We start from the raw sequence: 26,115 nt of genomic DNA on the forward strand, positions 1-26,115 counted from the left end.
AGTCGCTCGTCGCCTTCGCCGGGCTCGACCCCAGGCCCTACGAGTCAGGCACCAGCGTGCGTGCCCCGCGCCGGATCTCCAAATGCGGCGACGCCGCCCTGCGCAAGGCGCTGTACTTCCCCACCCTGTGCGCGATGAAACACAACCCCGTGATCCGCGCCTATGTCGAGCGGCTCAAACAGCGTGGCGTAAGAGGTAAATCCCTCGTGTGCGCCGCCGCCAGAAAGCTCCTCCACCTCATCCACGGCGTGCTCAAGTCCGGCCAATCCTTCGATCCCAACATCCCCTTGCAAGCACAGGGGTAAGACGGTATCTACAACACCGGTCTACCCTACAGGCATTCCGTAAGGGATTGGCCGGTGGCAAAGCCGATACCCATTGATAATGGCCGTAGGTCGGCTGCTCGAGGCAGCCGACGTCTCCGGTTTTCCGGACTCCGCCGCCGGCTACCCGCCGCTCGCCGCGGCATCGAGCGGCGGATTGGGCCGGCTGCTGTTACCGGGGCTGCCCGCGAGGCGCTCGTAGCGGCGCTGGCGTTCGTGGCTCGGCGAATGGCCGAAGTGGTCGTGGTAGCACTTGGTGAAGTGGGGCGGCGAGACGAAGCCGCAGGCCAGGGCGACGTCGGTGATGGGCATGTGGGTCTGCTGCAGTAGCTGCCGTGCCCGGGTCAGGCGCAGGTCCATGTAGTAGCGCGCCGGCGGGCAGCCCACGTAGCGCTGGAACAGCCGTTCGAGCTGGCGCCGGGACAGCCGTGCGTGGCCGGCGAGCTCGTCCAGCGACAGCGGTTCGTGGAGGTTCGCCTCCATGAGCGTGACGACCTCCTCGAGCTTGGGCTGGCTGTGACCGAGGCGCACCCGCAGCGGCGCGCGCTGGCGGTCGTCCACGTCGCGGATGCGCTCGTGGAGGAATTCCTCGGCGATGGCCTCGGCGAGCTCCGGGCCCTGCTGGCGTCCGACCAGGGTGAGCATCATGTCCAGCGGGGCGACACCGCCGGAGCAGGTGTAGCGGTCACGGTCGATGACGAACAGCTGGGAGGTGAAAGTCACCTCCGGGAACATCAGCGCCTCGTGGATGCTGGAGATGTGTTCCCAGTGCAGGGTGCAGCGGTAGCCGTTGAGCACCCCGGCGCGGGCGAGCACGTAGCCACCGGTGCACACCGCGGCCAGCGGAACCTGGCGGCCGGCCATACGGCGCAGCCACGTCAGGGTCTCGCGGTCGCAGTGGCTCTGCACGTCCACGCCGGCGCAGACAACCACCATGTCGAGGGGCAGAGGCTCCTCGAGGGCGCACTCAACGCGGGTCTCCAGGCCGCTGCTGGCGCTCACCGGTGCACCGTCCACGCTCATGAGGTGCCAGGTGTAGAGGCGCCGGTCCGCGAGCTGGTTGGCCATGCGGAACGGCTCCAGGGCCGAGGAAAAGGCGAGCTGGGAGTAGCCCGGCACGAGCACGAAGCCGACATCCAGGTGCTCTCGCGGTGAGCCGGATAGCGCTGCCATGAGACCCCTCCTCCTAAGGCCTGATGGATCATGTTATTCGGTGGACAATAAGTAAACGCGCCGCGCTCCCCTCCCGGCTTGCGTGTCTGCGCCGCCCATTTACCCGGCGGCGGCGTTTACCGGTGACGCCTCCGGGAAAGGCGTTGCCGCCCCCTCATAAAACCGCCTCCTGACAGAAACTTAGCCCAATCGGGGCGGTGTCGCTAGGACCATGGTGACCGGCGCCGGTGAGCAAACCCGCGGGCCCCGTGCCGCCGATAATCACACCGTCAACGTCCTCGAAACCGATGAACGACGGAGGAGCGGCCATGGCGAGCAACGCGCAGGAAATAACCGGGGCGTCCCGGCCGGTGGCGGGTAACCTCGAGATCGCCCGGGAGGCCCGGCTCTGGCCGATCGAGGAGATCGCCGGGCGCATGGGCGTGCCGGGCGCCAGTGTCGAGCCCTACGGCCGGGGCATCGCCAAGCTGGATCTCGACGCCGTCCGCGCGGTGGCGGACCGGCCCCGGGGGCGTTACGTGGTGGTCTCGGCGATCACGCCCACGCCCCTCGGCGAGGGTAAGACCACCACCTCCATCGGCCTCGCCCAGGGGCTGCACCACGTCGGGCGTACCGCCACCGTTGCGATCCGCCAGCCCTCCATGGGGCCGACCCTCGGGATCAAGGGCGGGGCCGCCGGCGGCGGCTACAGCCAGGTGGTGCCGATGGAGCGGATCAACCTCCACCTCACCGGCGACATCCATGCGGTCACCGCCGCCCACAACCTGCTCGCGGCGATGATCGACAACCACCTCCACCACGGCCGCGGGGTGGACCTCGACCCGCAGCGCGTGCGCTGGCAGCGGGTGGTGGACATCAACGACCGCGCCCTGCGCAGCACCGTCATCGGCCTCGGTCCGCGGGCCGACGGGGTGCCCCGCCAGGCGGGCTTCGAGATCACCGCGGCCTCGGAGGTCATGGCGGTGCTCGCCCTCGCCGACTCGGTTACCGACCTGCGCCGGCGTCTTGGGCGCATGGTGGTCGGCGAGAACCGCGACGGCGAGCCGGTCACCGCCGAGGACATCGGTGCCGCCGGGGCGATGACCGCCCTGCTCAAGGAGGCGATCAAGCCGAACCTGCTGCAGACCCTGGAGCACACCCCGGCGCTGATCCACACCGGGCCTTTCGGCAACATCGCCCACGGTAACTCCTCCATCGTCGCCGACAACATCGGCATCCACGGCGGCGACTTCCTGGTCACCGAGGCCGGCTTCGGTGCCGACATGGGGGCGGAGCGGTTCTTCAACATCAAGTGCCGCGCCTCCGGGTTGACCCCGGACGCCGCGGTGCTCGTCGCCACCGTGCGCGGGCTGAAGTTTCATTCCGGACGCTATCGCGTGGTCCCGGGCCGGCCGCTGCCCGAGGGCATGAAGGCGGAGAGCCCGGAGGACGTGCACGCTGGCGCCGCCAACCTCACCAAGCAGATCGACAACATCCGCGCCCACGGGGTGACGCCGGTGGTGGCGATCAACGCGTTCCCCTCGGACTATGACAGCGAGCATCAGGCCATCCGCGAGATCGCCGAGGCGGCCGGGGCACGGGCGGCGGTGTGCACCCACGTGCGCGACGGCGGCGCCGGCGCCGCCGAGCTCGCGGAGGCGGTGGCCGAGGCCGCCGAGGCGGGCGGTGACTTCGAGTTCCTATACCCGGACGACATGGCCCTGGACGCCAAGATCGAGCGGATCGCCACGCGCATCTACGGGGCCGACGACGTGTCGTTCAGCGCCGATGCCCGGCGCCAGATCGACACCTATCAGCGCCAGGGCTACGGCGAGCTGCCGGTGTGCGTCGCCAAGACCCACCTCTCGCTGTCCGCGGACGCCAGTCTTCGGGGCGCGCCCACGGGCTGGACGCTTCCCGTGCGCGAGGTCCGGCTGTCCGCGGGTGCCGGGTTCGTCTACGCGCTGTGCGGCGACATCCGGACCATGCCCGGCCTCGGTGCCGACCCCGCCGCCGCCCACATCGATGTGGACGAGAACGGCGAAATCACGGGGCTGTTCTGATGGCCGCCCGGGTGGATGCGCTGGACGGCGCCCCGCAGGCCGGCATCGCGGGCTTCCTGGAGGCGCTCGCCGCGCGCCGCTCCGCCCCGTCGGGCGGCGCGGGTGCGGGCCTGTCGCTGGCCACCGCGGCGGCGCTGGCGGCGATGGCCGCACGCTTTGCGGACACGCGCATGGCCGACGCCGCGGCACTGGCGGGGGAGGCGGACGCGATCCGCGAGCGCGCGCTGGTGCTTATGGACGTCGATGCGGAGTCCTTCGCCCCGGTGCTGAAGGCCAGCCGCTGGGGCGATGCCGGGGCGCTGGAGGACGCCCTGGAGGCGGCCTGCGAGGTGCCGCTGGAGGTACTGGAGACGGCGTTGCGCCTGTGCCGCATGGGCGACCGGCTGGTCCGTGAGGGCAATCCGCGGCTGGTGGGCGACGCCCGCGCGGCGGTGGCGCTGGCCGCCGGGGCCGGGCGGGCCGCGGCGGCGCTCATCGACGAGAACCTGGACGGTGACCGGGACGACGGCCTTGCCGCGCGCACCGAGGCGCTGGTCGCGGCACTGCCGCCGTGAGCGGCCACGGGAGGTCTGCCTGAGCCCGCCGGGCTAGCGTCGCGGCCAGGCGCTCAGCCAGAACAGCCCGCCCAGGGCGCCGAGCACCAGGCTGGCGAGCGGCGTGCCCGCAGCGACCATTACCGGCGTGTAGCCGTCCAGCCCGGCGATGATGAACGCCGAGAGCACGAGGCTCGCGCCGATCACCGCGGCGAAGTTGCGCCGGCCGTTGCGGCGCACGTCTTCGCGCAGGCCCTCCAGGGTGCGCTCCTGTTCGGCGACGCGCTCGCGCAGCTGCTCGGCCTCGGAGAGGGCGGCGTCGAGCCGACCGGGCAGACGCGGCAGGTACTCGCCCCACTTGGGCAGCTCGGTGCGCAGGTTGCGGATGAGCGCACGGGCGCCGAGCTGCTCGCGCATCCACTGCTCCATGTAGGGCTTGGCGGTGCGCCAGAGGTCCAGGTCGGGGTAGAGGTCGCGTCCCAGCCCCTCGATGGCGAGCAGCGTCTTCTGCAGCAGCACCAGCTGGGGCTGGACCTCCATGTTGAACCGTCGCCCGGTCTGGAACAGCCGCAGCAGCAGCGCGCCGAAGGAGATCTCGCCCAGCGGGCGCTCGAAGATCGGCTCGCAGACCACGCGCATGGCGGCCTCGAACTCGTCCACCCGAGTGTCCGCCGGCACCCATCCCGACTCCACGTGCAGCTCGGCGACACGGCGGTAGTCGCGGTTGAAGAAGGCGAGGAAGTTTTCCGCGAGGTAGCGGTGGTCCCGCGGGCCGAGGGTGCCGATGATGCCGAAGTCCACGGCGATGTAGCGCGGCGTATCCGGCTCGTCCGGGTCGACGAAGATGTTGCCCGGGTGCATGTCGGCGTGGAAGAAGCTGTCGCGGAAGACCTGGGTGAAGAAGATCTCCACGCCGCGCTCTGCCAGCGCCTGCATATTCACGCCGCGTTCGCGCAGGGTCTCCACGTGGCTGATGGGGATGCCGTGGATGCGCTCCATGACCATCACCCGGGTGCGGGTGCCGGGCCAGTAGACCTCGGGCACGTAGAGGAGATCCGAGCCCTCGAAGTTGCGCCGCAGCTGCGAGGCGTTGGCCGCTTCGCGCATCAGGTCGAGCTCGTCGTGGATGGTCTTGTCGAACTCGCGCACCACCTCCACCGGGCGCAGCCGGAAGGCCTCGCGCCAGTAGCGGTGGGCCAGCCGGGCGATGGTGTAGAGTAGCTGCAGGTCGCCGTCGATGGTGCGCTGGATGCCCGGGCGCACCACCTTGACCACCACCTCGCGCCCGTCGTGAAGCACCGCGCCATGCACCTGGGCGATGGAGGCGGAGGCCAGTGGCTGCTCCTCGAAGCGCGCGAACATCGCTTCCAGCGGCTGGCCGAGTTCCGCCTCGACCAGGGCCCGGGCGCGCTCGCCGGGGAACGGCGGCACCCGGTCCTGCAGCCGGGCGAGCTCGGTGGCGATATCCGGGGGAACGAGGTCGCGCCGGGTCGAGAGGATCTGGCCGAACTTCACGAAGATCGGGCCGAGGTCCTCCAGGGCGCAGCGGATGCGCTCGCCGCGGGACTGGCGGTAGCGCCGGAACCAGCGCCAGGGCATGAACAGCCCGAGGAAACGCAGCGGCCGGAATAGGTGGGTGGCGAGGATGACCTCGTCCAGGCCGTGCTTGATGAGGATGAGGTTGATGTAGATCAGGCGCAGCAGCAGCGCGGGACGCAGGATCACCGCTCGCCTCCCGCGCCGCCGCGGCGGCGCTCCAGCCGCCGGATGCGCGCCTCCAGGCGGTCCGTGTCGGCGCGCAGGCGGTCGACGTCGCGGATGAAGGCGTCCGCCTCCGCCGCCGGGGGCAGCAGCCGGCGCTCCTCGGTGAGGTAGGCGCCCACGTCCTGGACGAACGCCGCCGCCGTGCGCTCGCCCCAGCGGCGGCCACCGCGCACGCCGCGGCCGACCTGGTGAGCGATGACGTCACCGGTGATCCGCGAGAGCTGTTCCTCCCAGTCCACGTCGAGCTCGGTGAACAGGGCGCGGACCTCCTGGATCACGCCGACGTCGCCGCGGAAGACCACGTCCCGGCTGCGCCGGCCGCGGGAGGTCGCCAGCGTCGCCAGCCCGGCCAGGGTGGCCTCCACCTCGGCGTCGGCGGTCTCCGCCTCGCCCGGCTGTGCCAGGCGCAGTCCGTCGGCCAGGAAGTGCACCCGTGCGGCCACCGTGGGCTCGCTCAGGCGCACGGCGAGGGTGCGTCCGGCCAGCGGTGCGAGCCGGCGGTGCGTCTCCGGGTCGAGGGTGAGTACCCGGTTGAGCGCGCCCTCGACGACGCGCATCAGGCCGGTGCCGAGCATGCCGGGGGTTTCCGTCATAGGGCCGGGCTAGTAGACGTAGCCGCGGTGAATGGCCACGACGCCGCCGGAGAGGTTGGTGTACTCGCAGTCCTCGAAGCCCGCCTGTTCCATCATCCCGGCCAGCGTCTGCTGGTCGGGGTGCATGCGGATGGACTCGGCGAGGTAGCGGTAGCTCTCCGCGTCGTGGGCGACGAGCCGGCCCATGGCGGGCAGCACGCCGAAGGAATAGGCGTCGTAGAGCGGACGCAGCGCGGTGATGTAGAGCCGCGAGAATTCCAGCACCATGAGGTGTCCGCCCGGGCGCAGGACCCGCCGGATCGCGGCGAGGGCGCGCTCCTTGCGGGTGACGTTGCGCAGCCCGAAGGCCATGGTCACGCGGTCGAAGCTCGCGTCCGGGAAGGGCAGCTGCTCAGCGTCGGCGATGACGTAGTCGATGTTGTCCACCGCGCCCTCGTCGATCAGCCGGTCGCGGCCGCGGGCGAGCATCGCCGGGTTGATGTCGGAGCTCACCACCCGCCCCTCGCGGCCGACCCGCCGGGACAGCGCGAGGCTGAGATCGCCGGTGCCGGCGGCGAGGTCGAGGACGTGATGGCCGCGGCGGGTGCGGGTGGCGGCCATGGCCTGGTGCTTCCAGATGCGGTGCAGGCCGAACGACATGAGGTCGTTCATGAGGTCGTAGCGCTCCGCGACGGACTGGAACACGGCACCGACGCGCTGGCGTTTCTCGGCCAGCGGGACCTGCTGGTAGCCGAAGTGGGTGGTGCCGCTGTCCTGCTGCTCGTCGCCGCTCGCCACGGCCTACTCCTTGTTCGGGTTGGTGCGGCGCGCGTGCCCGGCATGGGCGAGCGCGTCGAGATAGTCCTGCCAGTAGCGCGACTGGCCGGTGCCCAGCTCGTAGAGCAGGTCGAACGAGTATAACCCAGAGTCGTGGCCGTCATCGAAGACCAGACGCAGGGCATAGTTGCCCACCGGCTGGACGTCGGTCAGGCCCACGTCCTCCTTGCCGGTGACCAGGACCGCCTGGCCCGGGCCGTGTCCGCGCACCTCCGCGGACGGCGAGTACACGCGGAGGTACTCCGCCGGCAGCTCGAAGCGCGAGCCGTCGTCGAAGGCGATCTCCAGCACCGCCGAGCGCCGGTGCAGGCGGATGTCGGTGGGCGTGCGGCCGGTGTCGGTACGTGGCGGGTGCTGCATGGGGACCTCGCGGTGCCGTCAGGGGGCGGCCGGCTATGGGATGCCGCCGTGGCGGCGTCGTGATTCACGACCGGGAAACGTCCGGCCCGGGCCATCCATGGCCCGGGCCCGGTGTCCGTGTACCGGATTCTAACGCGGCGGCGCGGGCCCGGTGCCAGGGGCGGGACCCGCAGCCGCGCTCAGAGGATGTAGCGGCTGAGGTCCTCGTCCCGGGCGAGGCCGCCCAGGTGCTCGTCCACGTAGGCGGCGTCGACGGTCACCGTCTCGCCGCTGCGGTCCGGGGCCTCGTAGGAGATCGCCTCCAGCAGCCGCTCCATGACCGTGTGCAGCCGCCGGGCGCCGATGTTCTCGGTGCGTTCGTTGACCTCCCAGGCGACCTCGGCGATGCGGGCGACGCCCTCCTCGGCGAAGCGCACGGTCACGCCCTCGGTGCTCATCAGGGCCTCGTACTGGCGCACCAGCGAGGCGTCCGGCTCGGTGAGGATGCTCACGAAGTCCTCCACCGCCAGGGCCTCGAGCTCCACGCGGATGGGCAGCCGACCCTGGAGCTCCGGGATGAGGTCGGAGGGCTTGGAGACGTGGAACGCACCGGAGGCGATGAACAGGATGTGGTTGGTGTTCACCATGCCGTGCTTGGTGGAGACCGTGGAGCCCTCCACCAGGGGCAGCAGGTCGCGCTGCACGCCCTCGCGGGAGACGTCGCCGCCGCTGCCGCTCTCGGCGCGCTTGGCCACCTTGTCGATCTCGTCGAGGAAGACGATGCCGTTCTGCTCGACCCGTTCCAGGGCCTGCTGCTTGACCTCCTCCTCGTTGACCAGCCGTGCGGCCTCCTCCTCCTCGAGCAGCGGCCGTGCCTCGCGGATCGGGAGCTTGCGGGTGCGGGTGCGCTCGCCGCCCATGTTCTGGAACAGGCTCTGGAGCTGGTTGGTCATCTCCTCCATGCCCGGCGGCGCCATGATGTCCACGCCGCCGCCCTGGGTGCGCAGCTCGATCTCGATCTCGCGCTCGTCGAGCTCGCCCTCGCGCAGCTTCTTGCGCATCTTCTGCCGGGTGCCGCTGCCGGCCTCGTCGTCCTCCCAGCCGCGGGCACGGGGGAGCAGCGCGTCGAGGATGCGGTCCTCGGCGGCGTCGGCGGCCTTGACGCGCACGCCCTCCATCGCCTCCTGGCGGGTCATCTTGATGGCGTTGTCCACCAGATCGCGGACGATGGACTCCACGTCGCGGCCGACGTAGCCCACCTCGGTGAACTTGGTCGCCTCCACCTTGATGAACGGCGCCCGCGCGAGGCGGGCGAGGCGCCGGGCGATCTCCGTCTTGCCCACGCCGGTGGGGCCGATCATGAGGATGTTCTTGGGGGTGATCTCCGCGCGCAGCCCCTCGTCCACCTGCATGCGGCGCCAGCGGTTGCGCAGCGCGACGGCCACGGCGCGCTTGGCCTCGGCCTGGCCGATGATGTGCTTGTCCAGCTCCTGGACGATCTCTCTGGGGGTCATGTCGGACATGTCGGTTCCGCTCCGGTCACTCCTCGCCCAGCTCTTCGATGGTGAGGTGGTGATTGGTGTAGATGCAGATGTCGGCGGCGATGTGCAGCGAGCGCTCGACGATCTCGCGGGCGCCGAGCTCCGTGTTGTCCATCAGCGCGGTGGCCGCGGACTGCGCGAAGCCGCTGCCGGAGCCGATCGCGATGAGGTCGCGCTCGGGCTCGACCACGTCGCCGTTGCCGGAGATCATCAGCGTGGTGTCCCGGTCGGCGACCAGCAGCAGCGCCTCCAGCCGGCGCAGCGCGCGGTCGGAGCGCCAGTCCTTGGCCATCTCCACGGCGGAGCGGGTGAGGTTGCCGCGGTGCTTCTCGAGCTGGCCCTCGAAGCGCTCGAACAGTGTGAACGCGTCCGCGGTGCCGCCGGCGAAGCCCGCGATCACACGCTCGTGGAACAGCCGGCGCACCTTGCGCGCGTTGCCCTTCATCACGGTATCGCCGAGGGTGACCTGGCCGTCGCCGCCGAGCGCGACCCGGCCCTGCCGGCGGGCGGCGAGGATGGTGGTGCCGTCGAATTGCCTCACGTTGGTGCTCCGGACTGCCTCGAATGGATGCGCGACGGCCCCGCCGGGCCGCCGGCGCGGCGATTGTACAACGGTGGGGCGCACCGCGACGCCTTTCAAGGGCGACGGTGGTGTGGCACCAACTCTCATTGTGGCAATGCGTGCCGGCTCGATGACGGCCCGGGCTAACGTTGCCCTGTTCTCAAGCGCGGCGGCGATGTCGCACACGGCCTGCCGGACCGGGTAGGTCGTGCGCCGAAGGCGTGCGACGTCTCGCCAGCCGTTTCATGTGCGCCTGCGATCTGTGCCGGGGCATGGGGAGGGGAGCGGTGGCCTCGCGCCCATATTATTCGCGAAGCCTGCTGTACACCTCGCGTAACAAATGTTCTCGGGCGACTTGCCGGAAGTCGTCGTCATTCATCAAACGCCCGAAAATTTCCTCGTTGCCGTCCATGCGCTCGATGAACAGGCTTTCCAGCATCCTGTTGAACACGTATGCGAAATTTTCCATTGAGTTCGCCTGCGCCGCTTCGCGCAGGGTGTCGTTTTCGACCGCACTTTCTGCGATCTGGTCGAAGAACAGCTGATCGGCCGGCGTGAACTCCGTGCCGAAGCGCTCGTTCAGCCTCCTGATAAGCGTGGACAGCTCCACGTTTTCGTCCTCGGCGCGGCCTGTGCCCACTTCCTTTGGGCCGTACAGGGGCTCCGGTTCCCCTACGCCCAGATCGATTGCCCCCTCGCTGATCTTCTGTAGCCGGTAATACTGAAGGGAAACCTCGTCGTCCAGCTCGAAAACGGCGTCGTCAGCGCGGCGTGGCAGCTTGGACAGCAGGAAGCGGCCATAGCTGTAGAGCTTCTCCAGGCTGCTGTCCTGATAAGGGATGATCTGTGCCAGGAAGGCATACAGGTTGCGGAAACTGGTGAGCTGGCCCTTGAACTGCTCCTGGTGGTCTTCGTCCAGGGCCTGGTAGCGCGTCACCGCCTGGTCGAGGATGGCATTGATCTTCTGGTGGTCGGCCGCCGTGGGCTCGCTGCGGTTCTTGTACCAGATCTCCGCGAAGGCGCTGACCTCATCCGGGGCGAACACCTGGGCTTCCTCTAACCGGTGCTGCAAGTCGTAGAGCTGATGGGGATCGGTGGGTTTCCCCTGCGGCGTAACCTCGTAATAGGGCTTGAACGCCTCGTAGATCTCACCGGGCTCGTTGGCGAAATCCAGCACGAAGGTGTCCTCCTTACCCGGCGCCGTTCGGTTCAGCCGGGACAGGGTCTGCACGGCCTGGATTCCCGATAGGCGCCTGTCCACATACATGGTATGCAGCAGTGGCTGGTCGAACCCGGTCTGGTATTTCTCCGCCACCAGCAGCACCTGATAGTGCTCCGAGGCGAACCGGTCCGGCAGCTCGGTTTCCTTGATACCGTCGTTCATGCCCACTTCCGTGTACGACTGCCCGGGAAAATCCGGGTCGGTGACGCTGCCGGAGAAGGCCACCAGGGAGCGGATGCCGGTAATGCGGTGGTCCTGGATGTACTTGTCGAACGCCTGCTTGTAGCGCACGGCGTGCAGGCGCGAGGCGGTGACCACCATGGCCTTGGCCCGGCCGCCGATGCGGTGGCGGGTGTTGTGGCGGAAGTGCTCGACGATCACCTCCACTTTCTGGGCGATATTGTGGGGGTGCAGGGACATGAAGCGCGCCAAGGCCCTGGCCGCCTTGCGCTTGGGTACTTCCGGATCATCGTCGATGGATTTGATCAGCCCGTAATAGGTCTTGTAGGTGGTGTAGTTCTCCAGCACGTCCATGATGAAGCCTTCCTCGATGGCCTGACGCATGGAGTACAGGTGAAAGGGCGGCTGGCCGTCCGGGCCGGGCTCGTTGAACACCGCCTGGGTCTTGAACTTGGGCGTGGCGGTGAAGGCGAAGAAGCTGATGTTGGGCTGGCGGGGGCGCTTGAGCATCTCCTCGAACAGCTTCTTGCGCGCCTCCTCGGAGAGATCCTCCTCCTCCACGTCCAGGAACTCCTCCGCGATGGCCGACTCGATGCCGTCGCGGTTGAGCACCTTGCGCAGCTCCATGGCCGTCTCGCCGGACTGGGAGCTGTGGGCCTCGTCCACGATCACCGCGAAGCGCTTGCCTTCCGTGCTCAGCTCCACTTCCTCGCCCTTATTCGCCAGGGTGTCCATGGCCTGGGTAATGAAGGGGAACTTCTGGATGGTGGAGATGATGATGGGCACGCCGGAGGACAGCGCCTGGGCGAGCTGCTGGGTGTTCTCGTCGATCTTCTGCACCACTCCCTGCTTGTGCTCGAACTGGTAGATGGTGTCCTGCAACTGCTGGTCCAGCACTCGCCGGTCGGTAACCACCACTACGGTGTCGAATACCTTGTGGTCGTCGGTGTCGTGCAGGCTGGCCAGGCGATGGGCGAGCCAGGCGATGGAATTGGACTTGCCCGAGCCCGCGGAGTGCTGCACCAGGTAGTTGTGGCCCGGTCCCTGCGCCCGGGCGCTGGCCACCAGTTGCCGCACCGCGTCCAACTGGTGGTATCGGGGGAAGATCAACGCTTCCTTGCGGTGGCGTTTCACCCCCTTCTTCGTCGTGACCTTGTTTTCCGTCACTTCCAGGTGCAGGAACCGAGCGAGGATGTCCATCAGGCTGTCGCGGGCGAGCACCTGCTCCCACAGGTAGCTGGTGCGGTAGCCGCCCTCTTCGGCGGGCGGATTGCCGGCGCCGAAGTCGTGGCCGCGATTGAAGGGCAGGAAGGTCGTCTGGGCGCCGTTCAGCCGCGTGGTCATGAACGCCTGATCCGGGTCCACGGCGAAATGCACCAGCGCCCGCTCCTTGAAGCGGAAGATCGGCTCGTCCGGGTCGCGGTCGTTGCGGTACTGGTGGATGGCGTCATCCGCCGTCTGCCCGGTCATGGGGTTCTTCAGCTCCAGGGTGACCACCGGCAGGCCGTTTACCGACAGCACCATGTCCAGGGATTGGTGGGGATGGGTCTCGCTGAAATGCACCTGCCGGGTCACGCGCAGGCGATTGTGGCCGTAGGCCGCGGCGGCCTCGGGGTTCATGTCCGTGTTGGGCGCGAAGTAGGCCAGCCGGAAGGTCTTGCCGAAGCACTTGAAGCCGTGACGCAGCACATGCAGGGCGTTCTTCGAGGCCAGTTCCTTCACCAGCGCCCCCAGCAGCGCTTCACCGGCCTGGTCGCCGTGGAGCTTTACCAGGGACTGCCAGCGCTGCGGCTGGCTGGCCTGGATAAAGCTGGTCACCTCGTGAGGGAAGAGCCCGCGCGCCGGGTCGAAGCCCTGGCGGTCGCCCTGCTCATAGCCGCCGTACTCGGTCAGTGACCGTTCCATGGCCTGCTCGAAGTAGGTCTCCTGATGCATCGTCGCCTCGTCTGCCCTCAGGCACTTGAAACGGCCTTCATATAGGCCGATAATGTCGGCAAATGGACTGGGAGTTCCCGGTCGGCGATACGGCCTCGGTGAGTCTCACCGGGGCCTTTCGCTTTTCAGCCCCTTGATTTTTCATGGAAACTTCTTCAGCCCCAACCCGTCGTAACCGTTCCCGGTATTATCGCGGCCACCCCTGCAATAGAACTTGTCCTCAAGCACGCGGAATGCACGATTGTCCTGCTCCGGACGCAGCACACGCAACCCGATGGGCCTGGCGACCAGATCAGCAAGTTGCAAACCGGCTGAATTGGTTTTTTTGTCCGCGAATATCGCTGAAAAAGGAAGCGGTTGCCTGAACCAGTTCGCTCCATCGCATACCCGACGGAATTCCAGCTCAAGCTCGTCGTCTTCCCTTTGGCCTCTGCGTTCCAGCACGACATGTGTGATCTTATTGTGCTGATTTTTTTCCTTTAAGAAGCGATAGATACGCTCAAGCCCGAACGCCAGCGCGAGATGGTAGGGGTTGGCGGGATATTCATACCTTTCGCGAAGCCTTTTCTTTTCAATAACGCAACTAACGAGCACAAAGTTACTGCTCTCGACAATATCCGTAAGCTCACCGAGAAACTGGTTTTTATGTTCTCGGTTGCTAAAAATAGAAAATTCTCCCCTTTCCTTGCGGATATCGTGCTCATGGAGGATGGCCAGATCATGCCCAAAATGCTTGAATTTGAATTTTTGCACCTTCTCGACAACGGTTTCTGAATAGTGCCGTTTGTTAAAAATGCAAAACGCGAGAACGAAAACTGGATAATGGGGGTCCACGCTGGCCAAACCATGGTCGCCGCTCTCGTCGACATAGACAATAAAATCACTAAAACCGGGCATGATTCAGGCCACCTGGATCTGGCCGGTGACGGCGTTAGTAATCAGCGCGGAGCGGTATTCTTCGAGCCTTCCAACAGCGCTTTCGATTCGCGACTGAAGTTGATCAAAATGAACCACCGCAGAACCCAGCCATTGATCTATTTCTCGTTGTTCTTCTGCTGGCGGACATGCGAATGTCAAGTCTTTCAACGTATCCTGGCCGATATTTTGCATTGACCCACTTGTCCCTGTCCCTTCGCGTTCATACTGAAATCGGGATGGGACTGAACGCAGCACTCTTACAAGAAAGCCATTATCGATATTGTCCCTGGTCTCTAGCCGATAAAGCTTGTCGCACAGCAGAATTTTGCTTTGCGTCTTGTCCACCAGGGTCGCACTTCCGAGCAATTCCCTCGTATTGGCTCGGCTGATCAAAATATCTCCCTGGCGAATCTCGTACCGTTCTTTTGGGGAAAGCTCGACGGGCAGAGCCTTGTTCTCGGTCTCATCGTACGCGTCCCCGTTGACGCAACCGACCTTGAGCACACCCCATTCACCGATATTGGCTGGACGGTTTTGGCATTGAGGCGACCAGCCCTGTTCTATTTTCTCGGTCAAATGCCGGAGCCGGACAATCACCCAATGCGCCGGAATCTCCCCCAGCCACTCGATGCCGCTGTCTTTCATGGGGGCGTCAGGGTTAAGCCCCTTGGTGACGGCGCGGGTGATCAGGGCAGTGCGCTTTTCGGCCAGCCGGTCGAGCAGGCGACGCTTTTTGGCGATCAGGGTGTCGATCTCGGCGGTCTTGCGGTCGAGGAAGTCGGCGATTTTCTGCTGATAGGAAAGGGGAGGGATCTTCGCTACAGCATTCCTGAGTGCATATTGCGAAAGCCCGAACCGCGTAACGCCCTTTGCCGCCAATTTAAACTGATCGTTCAGGACAGGGGATTGCGCAAGCCACGCCAGGAACCGGCCATCTACCTCGTCATCATCGGGATCAACGATCGCGAGGTGGTAACCACAGACAACGTCGGGCATCGTTTCCGCAACACAGGCGGGGACAGCGATGTCGTCCCAGCTCTCGCTGTCTTTGGTTAATAGAACCTGGCCCTCCTTCAGGCCAAAGCGCCGGATCTCGCTTTCTGTCGCCGTGGCCTGCATGAATGGCAGGTCCGAGGTAATGCGCTCGTTGTAGTAGACATCGGTATAGTTGCAAAGCCTGACTGGGGTCTCACCGTCAACGATGTGCTTGTCGACGTTGCTGGTGCGGACCTCGGCGAGAAATTTGAGCTTCCGTTCTTTCCAAGCGTTTTCCGCCGGGATGTCGGCTGCGGTGCCATTCGCTTGCGTTGTCACTGGGGCTTCCCCCGCTTTATTTCCTGCTCCCACGCCTCCAGCTCCCTCAGGTCTTCTTCATCGGCCTCCGCCGCCTCGTCCTGCCGCCGCTGGGCGTCGAACTGCTCGTAGCGCTCGTGGGCGATCTGCTCCGCTTGCCTGGCGCTGATGGAGCCCGCCCCTTCCAGCACCGGCCGTTCGTTAAACTCCAACAGCCGGTCCACGTTGTTGCGCCAGTAGTCCAGGGTCAGGTCGTTGTGGTTCTGCACGCGTAGCTCGGCCTGCTCGAGGAAGATGGCCACCAGGCGGTTGAGGGTGTCCACCTCCTCGGCGGTGAGGTAGTTCTTGGCGGTGGTGACATCCTGCTTGCGCACCCGCGAGCCCTGCCAGTTGGTTAGGGCCATGTTGGGCTCGCCGGGGTCGGCGCGGTTGACCACGATCTCGGCGGCGGTGTGGCCGGTGACGGCGTAGGAGTTTGTTCTGAACCTCAGCAAAGAATCGGTTGGCCTCTTGGTCGTCGGAGCGGTAGTCGCTGGAGAGGGCGAAGAGGTCGCGCACTTTCTGGTAGAAGCGCTTCTCCGACGCGCGGATGTCGCGGATGCGGGCCAGCAGCTCGTCGAAGTAGTCCCACCCGCCGGGCTCCTTCAGGCGCTCGTCGTTCATGGCGAAGCCCTTGACCAGGTACTCCTCCAGGTGGGCGGTGGCCCACTGGCGGAACTGGGTGCCGCGCGGCGAGCGCACCCGGTAGCCCACGGCGAGGATCATGGGCAGGCTGTAGGCCTTGAGGCGCCGCCGGACCCGGCGCTCGCCTTCCTGGCGAACTTGTAAGGAATCCTTACAAGTTGCCTCGGGGCCCAGCTCGCCTTCCTCATAGATCGTGCGGATGTGCTGGGTGATGGCCTGGGGCGTGGTGTCGAACAGCTCCGCCATCTCCGCCTGGGTCAGCCAGGCGGTATCCCCTTCTAGACGGAGGTGGATTTCCGCCCGACCGTCCTCCGTTCGATAGAGGATGAGCTCCCCGGCGCTCATTCGGTCACCCTGTTCAGCATCTCCAGGATCTCCTTTTCCAGCCCCTGGATATCGCTTTCGATCTCCTCCAGCGGTCGGGGCGGCTCGTAGACGTAGAAGTGCCGGGTGATGGGGATTTCGTAGCCCACCCTGGTTTTGCCGTGGTCGATCCAGGCGTCGTCGACGAAGGGCAGCACCTCGCGGGCGAGGTAGTCCTCGCAGTGCTCGCGTACCAGTTCCAGCAGCGTGCTGTTGTCGGCGTCCTTGTCATAGCCGATGGGCAGCGGCAGCGGGATATCCGCGGGCAGGGGGACGATCTCGGTATCGCGCAGCTCGGTATCCGGCTCGGGGTTGCCGTCCTTATCGCGGCAGATGGCCGCTTCCGGGGCGCGCTCGGACAGGGCCTTCAGAATGGCTTCCCTGAGCGGCTTGAGAAGCTTCTCATTAGCGTCCTTGAAGGCCGCCTTCAGGACGGTTTCGAACTCGGCCCGGTCGGTGTAGAGGGTGTCATCCATGCCCTGTAGGATCTCGATGATGCGCTGCTGGGTGGCCTCGCCGGCCTGGACCTCGGCGTCGTGCTCGGCCTGGTCCTTGCGCTTCTTGCTCTTGGCCAGGTTGATGAAGGCGGTTTCCTGCCAGAGCCGCTCGATGCGCTCGGCGCTGGCCTGGAAATTGAGCCGCAGGGGGCGTTCGACGGTGAGCTTCAGGTAACCGAAGTCCCGGTTGTCGAAGACCTTGGAGCAAACGCGCTCTTCCCGCTCTCCATTCTGGCCAACCGTGCAAGTGGCGCCGTCGGTGAAATCGCCGTAAAGGCGGGTGAGCTCCTCGATGTGCTCGTCGCCCAGTTCGTTGCGCTTCTCCCCCAGGCTCTTACTCATCTTGCGGTAGTGGCGGGTGCCGTCGACGAGTTGCACCTTGCCCTTGCGGTGGTCCGGCTTGCGGTTGGTGACCAGCCAGATGTAGGTGTAGATGCCGGTGTTGTAGAAGAGTTGGTCCGGCAGGGCGATGATGGCGTCCAGCCAGTCGTTTTCGATGATCCAGCGGCGGATGTTGCTTTCGCTGGGTCCGGGCTCACCGTTGAACAGGGGGGAGCCGTTGAAGACGACCGCGATCTTGGAGCCCTCTCCCCGCTGTTCCGGCGCAGCCTTCATCTTGCTGATCATGTGCAGCAGGAACAGGGTGGCGCCATCGTTGATGCGCGGCAGGCCGGGGCCGAAACGCCCGTTGAAACCCAGCGCCTGGTGCTCCTTCTTGACGTAATCCTCCTCCGGCTTCCACTCCACGCCGAAGGGTGGGTTGGCGAGCATGTAGTGGAAGGTCTTGTCCGGGTGGCCGTCGCCCGTTTCGCTATCCCCCAGGGTGTCGCCAAAGGCGATGTTATCCACGGGCTCGTCCTTGATCAGCAGGTCTGAACGGCAGATGGCCCACGATTCCTCGTTGTACTCCTGGCCGAACAGCTCAAGATGCGCCTGGGGATTCTGCTCGGTGATGTATTCCTCGGAAACGGAGAGCATCCCGCCGGTACCCGCGGTGGGATCATAGATCGTGCGCGCGATGCCGGGAGTATAGATCTCCTCGTCCTGGGTATAGAGCAGGTGCGCCATCAGGCGGATCACCTCGCGCGGGGTGAAGTGGTCGCCCGCCTCCTCGTTCGCCTGCTCATTGAAACGGCGGACCAGCTCCTCGAACACGTAGCCCATGTCGTGGTTGCTGATCCGATCCGGATGCAGGTCGATCTTCGGGTCGGTGAACGCCTTGACGATGAGATACAGGCGGTTGGCCTTGTCCAGTTTCTCGATCTCCGACTCAAAGTCGAAGGCCTCGAACACGACCCGCGCCGACTCGGAGAAGCCGTTGATGTAGCTGGTCAGGTTCGTGGCGATGTTCTCCGGGTCGGCAAGGAGCTTCTCAAAGGTATAGGGGCTAATGTTGTAAAGGGGGTAATTGCGGCCCTTGCTTGCCTTTCCTGCCAGTACCCGATGAAGCGCCTCGCCCTCCAGGCCCTGCGCCTGCAGTTTTTTGTACTCCGCGAGCACTTGCTCCTTGGTTGGCGCGAGCACGCAGTCCAGCCGGCGCAGCACCGTCATCGGCAGCATTACCTTGCGGTACTGGGGCGGGCGATAGGGGCCTCGGAGCTTGTTCGCGATTTCGAAGACGAAATTGATGAGGTTGGCAGTACTGGTCGACATTTGCGCCCTTTGTCCACTTTTACTGGGGCCCGCTTCGTTGGTTCGGGCCCGGAGCGGGGCGGGAAGAGTGGTCCTTTGATAGCGGCCGGCGTCGGCGCCCTATTCCCTGTTAGCAGTTGCAACGGAACGGCCAGGACGGCGGACACCGCCAAATCGCACGCGAACCTTGCCGGTATTTGTTCCGGATACGGCACGTCCGACGTGTTGCCCGGCGGTTTACCCTCGGCTCGGCTGGTAATCCTGGGACCCGGCTTGCTCGCCTCGATGCTATGCGCCACGACTCGTGGCGTCAGTCATTGTCGGGCGTGCATTGCTGGTCCGGCAAGGCAGGCCATTGGAATGGCCATGCAGATATCGACCCGGGCCACTGGTGTCCCGTGTCTTTCGTTGTCTGTCCCAACAGGGCGAGGGTCAGCAAATTCTTCTGGCGCGCCGTCCGGCTGAACCGGTCGCAGGCACGCATGAAACGGCCGAGACGTCGCACGCCTGCGGCGCACGACCTACCCGCGTGTGCAGCCGGACGTCGGCCGTGTGCGACATCGCCACTGCGGTGAACAGGGTAACGTTGGCCCTGGAGTGTCGTTGAGCCACCATGCATTGTCACAATCGGAATTGCCGGGTGATGGTTTGCATCGTAGACGCGGGCGATCACGGCACGGAAACTGTCCACATGGACTACGATCACGCCCGTTACCTGCGCCGCAATCATCCGGCGTGGCGGCTGCTCACCGCCGACAGCGCGCCCCTGATCGTCGGCTTTCTCCACCACGCCTTTATCGGCCCCAACGTTCGGGCCCTGGGCGAGCAGGAGCTGGCGGCGCAGTTGGAGGACTACCTTTTCCATCTGCGCGAAAGCGAGGGTGAGGATGCCTTCCCGCGGGCCGCGCTGGATTATCTCAACGACTGGGCCGGAGACGACCGGGGCTGGCTGCGTCGCTACTACCCCACGGACAGCGACGAGCCCCACTACGACCTCATGCCCGCCACGGAGAAGGCCATACAGTGGGTGGTGGGACTGGAAGAGCGAGTGCAGTTCGTCGGTGCCGAGTCGCGCTTGCGCACGGTCTTTGATCTTCTCCACGAGCTGGTTCAGGGCGCGGAGACCGATCCCCAGGCTCGCATCGATGAGTTGAAGCGCCAGCGCGCGGAGGTCGACGCGCAGATCGAGCGCATTCAGGCTGGTGAGCTGGAGCAGATGAACCCGACCCGGCTGCGCGAGCGTTTCCTCCAGGCCACTGGCACCGCCCGGGCGCTGCTGGCGGACTTCCGCCAGGTGGAACAGAACTTCCGCGAGCTGGACCGGGCGGTGCGCGAGCGCATCGCTACCTGGTCCGGCGGCCGCGGCGAGCTCCTGGAGGAGGTGTTCGGCGAGCAGGACGTCATCGCCGAGTCCGATCAGGGCAGGAGCTTCCGCGCGTTCTGGGATTTCCTCATGTCGCCGGCACGCCAGGAGGAGCTCACCGAGCTGCTGGAACGGGCGCTGTCGCTGGAGCCTGTCGCCGAGCTGGAGCCGGACCCGCGCGTGCGCCGCATCCACTACGACTGGCTGGAGGCCGGCGAGACCACCCAGCGCACGGTGGCCCGGCTCTCCCAGCAGCTGCGCCGTTACCTGGATGACCAGGCCTGGCTGGAGAACCGGCGGATCATGGACCTGATCCGCGACATCGAGCAGCACGCCGTGGCCCTGCGGGAAAGCCCGCCCAGCGGCGACGTGATGGCGCTGGACGAGCCCTCGCCCACCGTGGAGTTGCCCATGGAACGGCCCCTGTTCACCCCGCCGGTCAAGCCCGACATCCGCGACCAGGTATTGGTGGAGGGTGACGAGGACATCGACCCGGAGGCGTTGTTCGAGCAGGTCTACGTGGACCGCGAGCGCCTGCGCGGGCACATCCGCCGGGCCCTGAACCGCCACTCCCCGGTAAGCCTGGCGGCGGTGATCCGCGAGCATCCGCTGGAACAGGGCCTTGCTGAGCTGGTCACCTACCTGGCCCTGGCCAGCGAGGACCCGGACTCGGTTATCGAGGACAGTCAGACCGATCACGTGGAATGGATCGACGCCGACGACGTTATCCGTCGCGCCGCCGTACCCCGGGTGCTGTTCAGCCGCGGCGCCTGAGCCGCCGCGCTTTGGCAGCCCGGCGCGGCCGCGCGAGGGGGTGCGGTCGTCGCGGGGCGATTCCCTCGGCGAAGCTGGGCTTGCGTGTTGTTCCAGGACAGATCTCCTGCGGGAGCCGACACGTGCCCAACAGCAACACGCCGGGGCACGGCGCCACGTAGGCCGGCATTGGCCGGAGAGGACGCCGATATCCATGACGGCCGGCGGGCCCGGGATGTCGGGCACCAAGCGTGCCCGACCTACGGGCTACGGGCATGATCCAAGCGCCAACAACGCTTACCATAGACGCATGACGGACAACGATTACGAGACCGCGCCCACCGCCCTCGACGGCGACCGCCTGTCCCAGGTGCTGGTGGCCCTGTTCCGCGGCGTGCTCCATCGAGACAGCGCGCCGCAGCTCTGGCAGGGGCTGCTGAACCTGCAGGCCCGTGTGCGGGACTATGTCGCCGTGCTGGGCCTGGAGCTGATCCTGGACGAGGCCGAGGGCTACGCCTTTCTGCGCCAGCGCCCCCGGGACCCGGACGCCGGCGACGAGCTGCCGCGGCTGGTGGCGCGGCGCCAGCTCAGCTACCCGGTGAGCCTGCTGCTGGCCCTGCTGCGCAAGAAGCTGGCCGAGCACGACGCCACCGGCGGCGACACTCGGTTGGTGCTCTCCCGCGAGCAGATCGTCGAGCAGATACGGGTGTTCCTCCCGGAGACCGCCAACGAGGCCAGGCTGCTGGATCGCATGGACAGTCACATCAAAAAGGCCGTGGAGCTGGGTATGCTGCGGCGCATGCGCGGCCAGGAGGAGCGCTTCGAGGTCCGCCGTATCCTCAAAGCCTTCGTCGACGCCCAGTGGCTTGGCGAGCTGGACGAACGGCTGCGCGCCTACCGGGCCTACATCGGGGGCACTGGCAGCGACGCCGCCGCGGAGGGATGATGGAGCTGCAGCCGCTGGATTTCACCGCCTCCGAGGCCCGCGCCGGATTTCGCCTGCAGGCCACGGAGGTCTACAACTGGGGCACCTTCCACGACCGCGTCTGGCGCATCGAGCCCGGCGGCGACAACGCCCTGCTCACCGGCGATATCGGCTCCGGCAAATCCACCCTGGTGGACGCCGTCACCACGCTGCTGGTGCCGGCCCAGCGCATCACTTACAACAAGGCCGCCGGTGCCGAGGCCCGGGAGCGCTCGTTGCGCTCGTACGTGCTGGGCTATTACAAGTCCGAGCGCGACGAGGCCGGCGCGGCGGCCAAGCCCGTAGCCCTGCGCGATCACAACAGCTACTCGGTGATCCTGGCCCGCTTTCGCAACGAAGGCTTCGACCACGACGTCACCCTGGCCCAGGTGTTCTGGGTCAAGGACCAGGGCCAGCCCCAGCGCTTCTACGTTGTGGCCGACGCGGCGCTGTCCGTCGCCGGCGATTTCGCCGACTTCGGCGCCGACATCAACGCCCTGAAGAAACGCCTGCGCGACGCGCCGCGGGTGGAGGTCCACGACACCTTTCCGCCCTACGGCGCGGCCTTCCGTCGGCGCTTCGGCATTAACGGCGAGCAGGCCCTGGAGCTGTTCAGTCAGACCGTGTCCATGAAGTCGGTGGGTAATCTCACCGAGTTCGTGCGCAGCCACATGCTGGAAGCCGCCCCGGTCGAGGAGAAGATCGAGGCGTTGATCGGCCACTTCGACGACCTCAATCGGGCCCACGATGCGGTGGTCAACGCCCGCCGCCAGATCGAGGCCCTGGAACCGCTGGTGGCCGATGCTGACCGCCACGCCGAGCTGAACAGCCAGGTGGAGCGTTGGCGGGCCTGCCGCGAGGCCCTGGAGCCCTGGTTTGCCGGGCTCAAGGCGGACCTGCTGGAGCAGCGCCTTGAGCGGCTGGGCGCCGATCTGGCCCGGACCGGCAGCCGCATTGAGCGACTGGACGAGCGCCGTCGGGGTCAGGGGGAGGAGCGCGACGAGCTGCGTCAGGCCATCGCCGAGCAGGGTGGCGACCGCCTGGAGCGCCTGGCCCGGGAGATCGAGGAGCGCCGCTGCGAGGAGCAGGCCCGGCGCGGGCGGGCGGAGCAGTATAACCGGCTGGCTCGATCCCTGGAGTTGCCCGAGGCGGCCGACGCAGACACCTTCCTGGACAACCAGCGGCGCCTGGCCGCCGAGCGCGCGCGCACCGAGGCGCGTGCCGGCGAGCTGCAGAACCAGCGCACCGAGGCCGAGGTGGCCTTCCGCGAGTTGCGCGAGCAGCACGAGGCCATCGACACCGAGCTCACCTCCCTACGTCAACGCCGCACCAACCTGCCGGCGGCCAGCCTGGCCCTGCGCCAGCGTCTGTGCGAGGAGCTGGACCTTGAGCCTGAGGCCCTGCCCTTCGCCGGCGAGCTGATCCAGGTCCGCGACGACGAGCGCGACTGGGAGGGCGCCGCCGAGCGGCTGCTGCACAACTTCGGGTTGTCCCTGCTGGTGCCGGACACGCACTACCCGGTGGTGGCCGAGTGGGTGGAGCGCACCCACCTGCGTGGCCGGCTGGTTTACTATCGGGTGCGCCAGCCCCGCGAGACCCGGTCGGCGGACCTGCACCCGGACTCCCTGGTGCGCAAGCTGGCCATCCGCCCGGATTCGGCGTTCTATCCCTGGCTGGAGAAGGAGCTGGCCCGGCGCTTCGACTACGCCTGCTGCGCCGACCTGGCCCGCTTCCGCCGCGAGCCCAAGGCCGTCACTCGCGCCGGACAGATCAAGACCGGCGGCGAGCGCCACGAGAAGGACGACCGCCACCGCATCGACGACCGCTCCCGTTTCATCCTGGGCTGGTCCAACGAGGCCAAGATCGCCGCCCTGGAAAAGCAGGCCGCCGACCTGCAGCAGCGCATGGCCGAGTCCGGCGATGAGATCGCCACCCTGCAGAAGCACGCCGGCGAGCTCCAGCAGCGGGCCACGGCCCTGGGCCAGCTGGAGATGTTCGCCGACTTTCGCGAGCTGGACTGGCGCGCCGTCACCAGCGAGATCGCCCGGCTGGAGGAGGAGAAACGCCATATCGAACAGGCCTCGGACCAGCTCCGCGCCCTGCAGGGCCAGCTGGAAGCGCTGGAGCAGGCCCGTGCGGAGACCGACGCCGAGCGGGAGAAGGCCCGGGACGAGCGCGCCAAGCTGGAGGAGCGCCGGGAGTGGGCTACCGAGGCCCTGGGGGCTGCCTGGGCGGTGCACCAGGCCGCTACCGACGCGCAGCGCGAGCAGGCCTTCCCGGCCCTACGGGACCTGCGCCCGGAGGCCCTCGGCGAGCAGCAGCTCACCGTGGAGTCCTGCGACAATCGCCAGTCCGACATGCGCCGCTGGCTGCAGGAGCGGATTGACCGGGAGGAGAAACAGCTCAAGCGCCTGGCCGAACGGGTGGTCAACGCCATGAGCGATTTCTGCCACAGCTGGCCCCTGGAGACCCGGGAGATGGACGCGAACCTGGCCGCCGCCGGCGAGTATGCGGCCATGCTGGCGACCCTCAGGGACGATGACCTGCCGCGCTTCGAGCAGCGCTTCAAGGCGCTGCTCAACGAGAACACCATTCGAGAGGTGGCCAGCTTCCAGGCCCATCTCAACCGCCAGCGCCAGGGCATCCGCGAGCGCATCGACATCATCAACCGCTCCCTGCACGGCATCGACTTCAACCAGGGACGCTACATCGAGCTGCTGGCCGAGCCCGCCGTCGACGTGGAGATCCGGGACTTCCAGCGTGACCTGCGCAGCTGTACCGAGGGCACCATCGGCGCCGATGACGACGCTGCTTACTCCGAGGCCAAGTTCCTGCAGGTGCGCGGGATCATCGAGCGGCTGCGCGGCCGGGAGGGCACCGCCGAGGCGGACCGGCGCTGGCGGCGCAAGGTCACCGATGTGCGCAACTGGTTTACTTTCTCCGCCGAGGAGAAATGGCGCGAGGACGACAGTGCCTACGAGCACTACACCGACTCCGGCGGCAAGTCCGGCGGCCAGAAGGAGAAGCTGGCCTATACGGTGCTGGCCGCCAGCCTGGCCTACCAGTTCGGCCTGGAGGCCGGCGCCCGGCGCTCGCGGACATTCCGTTTCGTGGTCATCGACGAGGCCTTCGGCCGCGGCTCGGACGAGTCCGCCCGCTTCGGCCTGGAGCTGTTCCGGCGGCTTAACCTGCAGCTGCTCATCGTCACGCCGCTGCAGAAGATCCACATCATCGAGCCCTTCGTGGCCAGCGTGGGCTTCGTCCATTCCCCGGACGGCGCCCGCTCGATGGTGCGCAACCTCACCATCGAGGAATACCACGCCGAAAAGGCCGCCCGCACCGGCACGGGCCAGGCCGACGCCGCCCAGTCGCTGTGAGCCCAAAGACCGCCTGGACCGACCCCGAGGACCTGCGCCGTCAGCTGGAAAAACGCTGGCGGCGCGGCGAGCTGCTGGCCGCCCGGGTCCACCGCGAATCCCCCTTCCCCTTGCGCCTGCGTCTTCGCACCCCCACCGGCGGCGAGGTGGCCGAGCACTTCGAGGCCGTCCGCGACTGGGTCCGAAACCTACGTGAGCACAGCCGCGAGGTCCGCGGCCACGGCTACCGGCTGGACTGGCAGCCGGTGCGCAACCGCGTCCACGGCACCAACCGGCTGCCCACCGCCGCCTGGGTGGCCGACGCCGACGATGCCCTGGCCCTGCTGGGCCGCAAGCAGGACGCCCGGCGCTTCGACGCGCTGGTGGAAACCACCCGGGCGCGCCAGCCGGCGTTGCTGGAATGGCTGGCCCGCCGGCCGCTCACCGCCCTGGAGCACGCCGAGGAATGGCCCCGGTTGCTGGCGGTGGTGGACTACCTCCAGGCCCATCCCCGCCCGGGGCTGTACCTGCGCCAGCTGGACATCCCCGGCGTGGACACCAAGTTCATCGGCAACCGCCGCCGCCTGCTGGCCGAGCTGCTGGATCTGGCGTTGCCCGAGTCCGCCGTGGACACTCGGCACACCGGGGCCCGCGGTTTCGAGGCGCGTTACGGCCTGCGCCAGCGCCCGCTGCGGCTGCGCTTCCGTGTGCTGGACCCGGCCCTGGCCATCCGCGGCCTCACCGACCTGGCCGTGCCGGTGGCGGAGCTCGCCGCCCTGGATCCGGACCAGGCCGAGCCGCCGGTGCGCACGGTGTTCATCACCGAGAACGAGATCAACGGCCTGGCCTTCCCCGACCACCCCGCCGGCCTGGTCATCTTCGGCCTGGGCTACGCGCTGGATCAGCTCGGCGCCATCCCCTGGCTGCACCGGGTGGCCGTCCATTACTGGGGCGATATCGATACCCACGGCTTCGCCATCCTCGAGCGCCTGCGCAGCCACCTGCCCCATACCCGCTCCCTGCTCATGGACCGGGAGACCCTCGATGCCCACCAGGCCCTGTGGGTCAGCGAGGCCGCCGAGCAGCGCTTCACCGGCGAGCTCCACAGGCTCACCGGGGCCGAGCAGGCCCTGTTCCGCGACCTCCGTGACAATGCCCTGGGAGCGAACCTGCGTCTGGAACAGGAACGAATCGGGTTCGGCTGGCTGGAGCGATACCTGTGCGAGCTTCCCTCAATGGCTGCGCCCCGGCGATGACCGTCGCCGCAGC

18 protein-coding genes and 1 pseudogene are annotated in these 26,115 nt (G+C 67.1%); 7 read left to right on the plus strand and 12 right to left on the minus strand.

What is annotated here, in order from left to right:
• A partial coding sequence (locus C516_RS19105; protein WP_040409408.1) for an IS110 family transposase occupies positions 1-305 on the plus strand: 305 nt, incomplete at its 5' end.
• A 141-nt stretch (positions 306-446) separates the two neighbouring features.
• Here C516_RS19105 and C516_RS0108725 read toward each other — a convergent pair.
• Positions 447-1,496 (minus strand): GlxA family transcriptional regulator, encoded by a 1,050-nt coding sequence (locus C516_RS0108725; protein ID WP_018717991.1) that lies wholly within the window; start codon positions 1,494-1,496, stop codon positions 447-449.
• A gap of 308 nt (positions 1,497-1,804) precedes the next feature.
• Between C516_RS0108725 and C516_RS0108730 the strand changes: the two genes are divergently transcribed.
• The gene (locus tag C516_RS0108730) at positions 1,805-3,538 is read left to right on the plus strand and encodes a formate--tetrahydrofolate ligase (protein WP_018717992.1); all 1,734 of its coding nucleotides are present in this window, start codon (positions 1,805-1,807) and stop codon (positions 3,536-3,538) included.
• Entirely contained in the window at positions 3,538-4,092 is a 555-nt protein-coding gene (locus C516_RS20480; RefSeq protein ID WP_018717993.1) for a cyclodeaminase/cyclohydrolase family protein, read from the plus strand. Before C516_RS0108730 ends, C516_RS20480 begins: the two co-directional genes overlap by 1 nt.
• A gap of 33 nt (positions 4,093-4,125) precedes the next feature.
• Here the strand turns inward: C516_RS20480 and ubiB are convergent, their stop codons facing one another.
• From ubiB to C516_RS0108795, 11 genes and pseudogenes are all read right to left on the minus strand, one after another.
• Entirely contained in the window at positions 4,126-5,796 is a 1,671-nt protein-coding gene (gene ubiB / locus C516_RS0108740; RefSeq protein WP_018717994.1) for a ubiquinone biosynthesis regulatory protein kinase UbiB, read from the minus strand.
• Positions 5,793-6,428 carry a ubiquinone biosynthesis accessory factor UbiJ gene (locus C516_RS0108745; RefSeq protein ID WP_026321047.1) on the minus strand — a complete coding sequence of 212 codons (636 nt, stop codon included), beginning with the start codon at positions 6,426-6,428 and terminating at the stop codon, positions 5,793-5,795. The genes ubiB and C516_RS0108745 overlap by 4 nt, the downstream gene beginning before the upstream one ends.
• A gap of 9 nt (positions 6,429-6,437) precedes the next feature.
• A complete protein-coding gene (gene ubiE / locus C516_RS0108750; RefSeq protein ID WP_018717996.1) occupies positions 6,438-7,205 on the minus strand; it encodes a bifunctional demethylmenaquinone methyltransferase/2-methoxy-6-polyprenyl-1,4-benzoquinol methylase UbiE in 768 nt (255 codons plus the stop codon).
• Between the two features lie 3 nt (positions 7,206-7,208).
• Positions 7,209-7,604 carry a gamma-butyrobetaine hydroxylase family protein gene (locus C516_RS0108755; RefSeq protein WP_018717997.1) on the minus strand — a complete coding sequence of 132 codons (396 nt, stop codon included), beginning with the start codon at positions 7,602-7,604 and terminating at the stop codon, positions 7,209-7,211.
• Positions 7,605-7,783: 179 nt separating this feature from the next.
• Positions 7,784-9,106 (minus strand): ATP-dependent protease ATPase subunit HslU, encoded by a 1,323-nt coding sequence (hslU, locus tag C516_RS0108760; protein ID WP_018717998.1) that lies wholly within the window; start codon positions 9,104-9,106, stop codon positions 7,784-7,786.
• 16 nt (positions 9,107-9,122) lie between these two features.
• Positions 9,123-9,665 carry an ATP-dependent protease subunit HslV gene (gene hslV / locus C516_RS0108765; RefSeq protein ID WP_018717999.1) on the minus strand — a complete coding sequence of 181 codons (543 nt, stop codon included), beginning with the start codon at positions 9,663-9,665 and terminating at the stop codon, positions 9,123-9,125.
• Positions 9,666-9,990: 325 nt separating this feature from the next.
• The gene (locus C516_RS0108770; protein WP_018718000.1) at positions 9,991-13,023 is read right to left on the minus strand and encodes a type I restriction endonuclease subunit R; all 3,033 of its coding nucleotides are present in this window, start codon (positions 13,021-13,023) and stop codon (positions 9,991-9,993) included.
• Positions 13,024-13,164: 141 nt separating this feature from the next.
• Positions 13,165-13,920 (minus strand): DUF3800 domain-containing protein, encoded by a 756-nt coding sequence (locus tag C516_RS20800; protein WP_084594148.1) that lies wholly within the window; start codon positions 13,918-13,920, stop codon positions 13,165-13,167.
• A gap of 3 nt (positions 13,921-13,923) precedes the next feature.
• Positions 13,924-15,255, minus strand: coding sequence for a restriction endonuclease subunit S (locus tag C516_RS19115; protein WP_018718003.1), 1,332 nt, complete (start codon positions 15,253-15,255; stop codon positions 13,924-13,926).
• Positions 15,252-16,263, minus strand: a pseudogene (locus tag C516_RS21685) (virulence RhuM family protein). The gene C516_RS19115 and the pseudogene C516_RS21685 overlap by 4 nt, the downstream one beginning before the upstream one ends.
• The gene (locus C516_RS0108795; RefSeq protein ID WP_018718005.1) at positions 16,260-18,431 is read right to left on the minus strand and encodes a type I restriction-modification system subunit M; all 2,172 of its coding nucleotides are present in this window, start codon (positions 18,429-18,431) and stop codon (positions 16,260-16,262) included. Before C516_RS0108795 ends, C516_RS21685 begins: the two are co-directional and overlap by 4 nt.
• 670 nt (positions 18,432-19,101) lie before the next feature.
• Between C516_RS0108795 and C516_RS0108800 the strand changes: the two genes are divergently transcribed.
• The 4 genes from C516_RS0108800 (at position 19,102) to C516_RS0108815 (ending at position 26,102) form a co-directional block, all read left to right on the plus strand.
• Positions 19,102-20,547 (plus strand): DUF3375 domain-containing protein, encoded by a 1,446-nt coding sequence (locus C516_RS0108800; RefSeq protein ID WP_018718006.1) that lies wholly within the window; start codon positions 19,102-19,104, stop codon positions 20,545-20,547.
• A gap of 289 nt (positions 20,548-20,836) precedes the next feature.
• On the plus strand, positions 20,837-21,472 hold the full coding sequence (locus C516_RS0108805; protein ID WP_018718007.1) for a DUF4194 domain-containing protein: 636 nt from the start codon (positions 20,837-20,839) through the stop codon (positions 21,470-21,472).
• A complete protein-coding gene (locus C516_RS0108810) occupies positions 21,472-24,867 on the plus strand; it encodes an ATP-binding protein (RefSeq protein ID WP_018718008.1) in 3,396 nt (1,131 codons plus the stop codon). The genes C516_RS0108805 and C516_RS0108810 overlap by 1 nt, the downstream gene beginning before the upstream one ends.
• Positions 24,864-26,102 carry a DUF3322 domain-containing protein gene (locus tag C516_RS0108815; protein WP_018718009.1) on the plus strand — a complete coding sequence of 413 codons (1,239 nt, stop codon included), beginning with the start codon at positions 24,864-24,866 and terminating at the stop codon, positions 26,100-26,102. Before C516_RS0108810 ends, C516_RS0108815 begins: the two co-directional genes overlap by 4 nt.
• Positions 26,103-26,115: the final 13 nt, after the last annotated feature.

The organism is Arhodomonas aquaeolei DSM 8974 (assembly GCF_000374645.1).
Lineage (GTDB): Bacteria > Pseudomonadota > Gammaproteobacteria > Nitrococcales > Nitrococcaceae > Arhodomonas > Arhodomonas aquaeolei.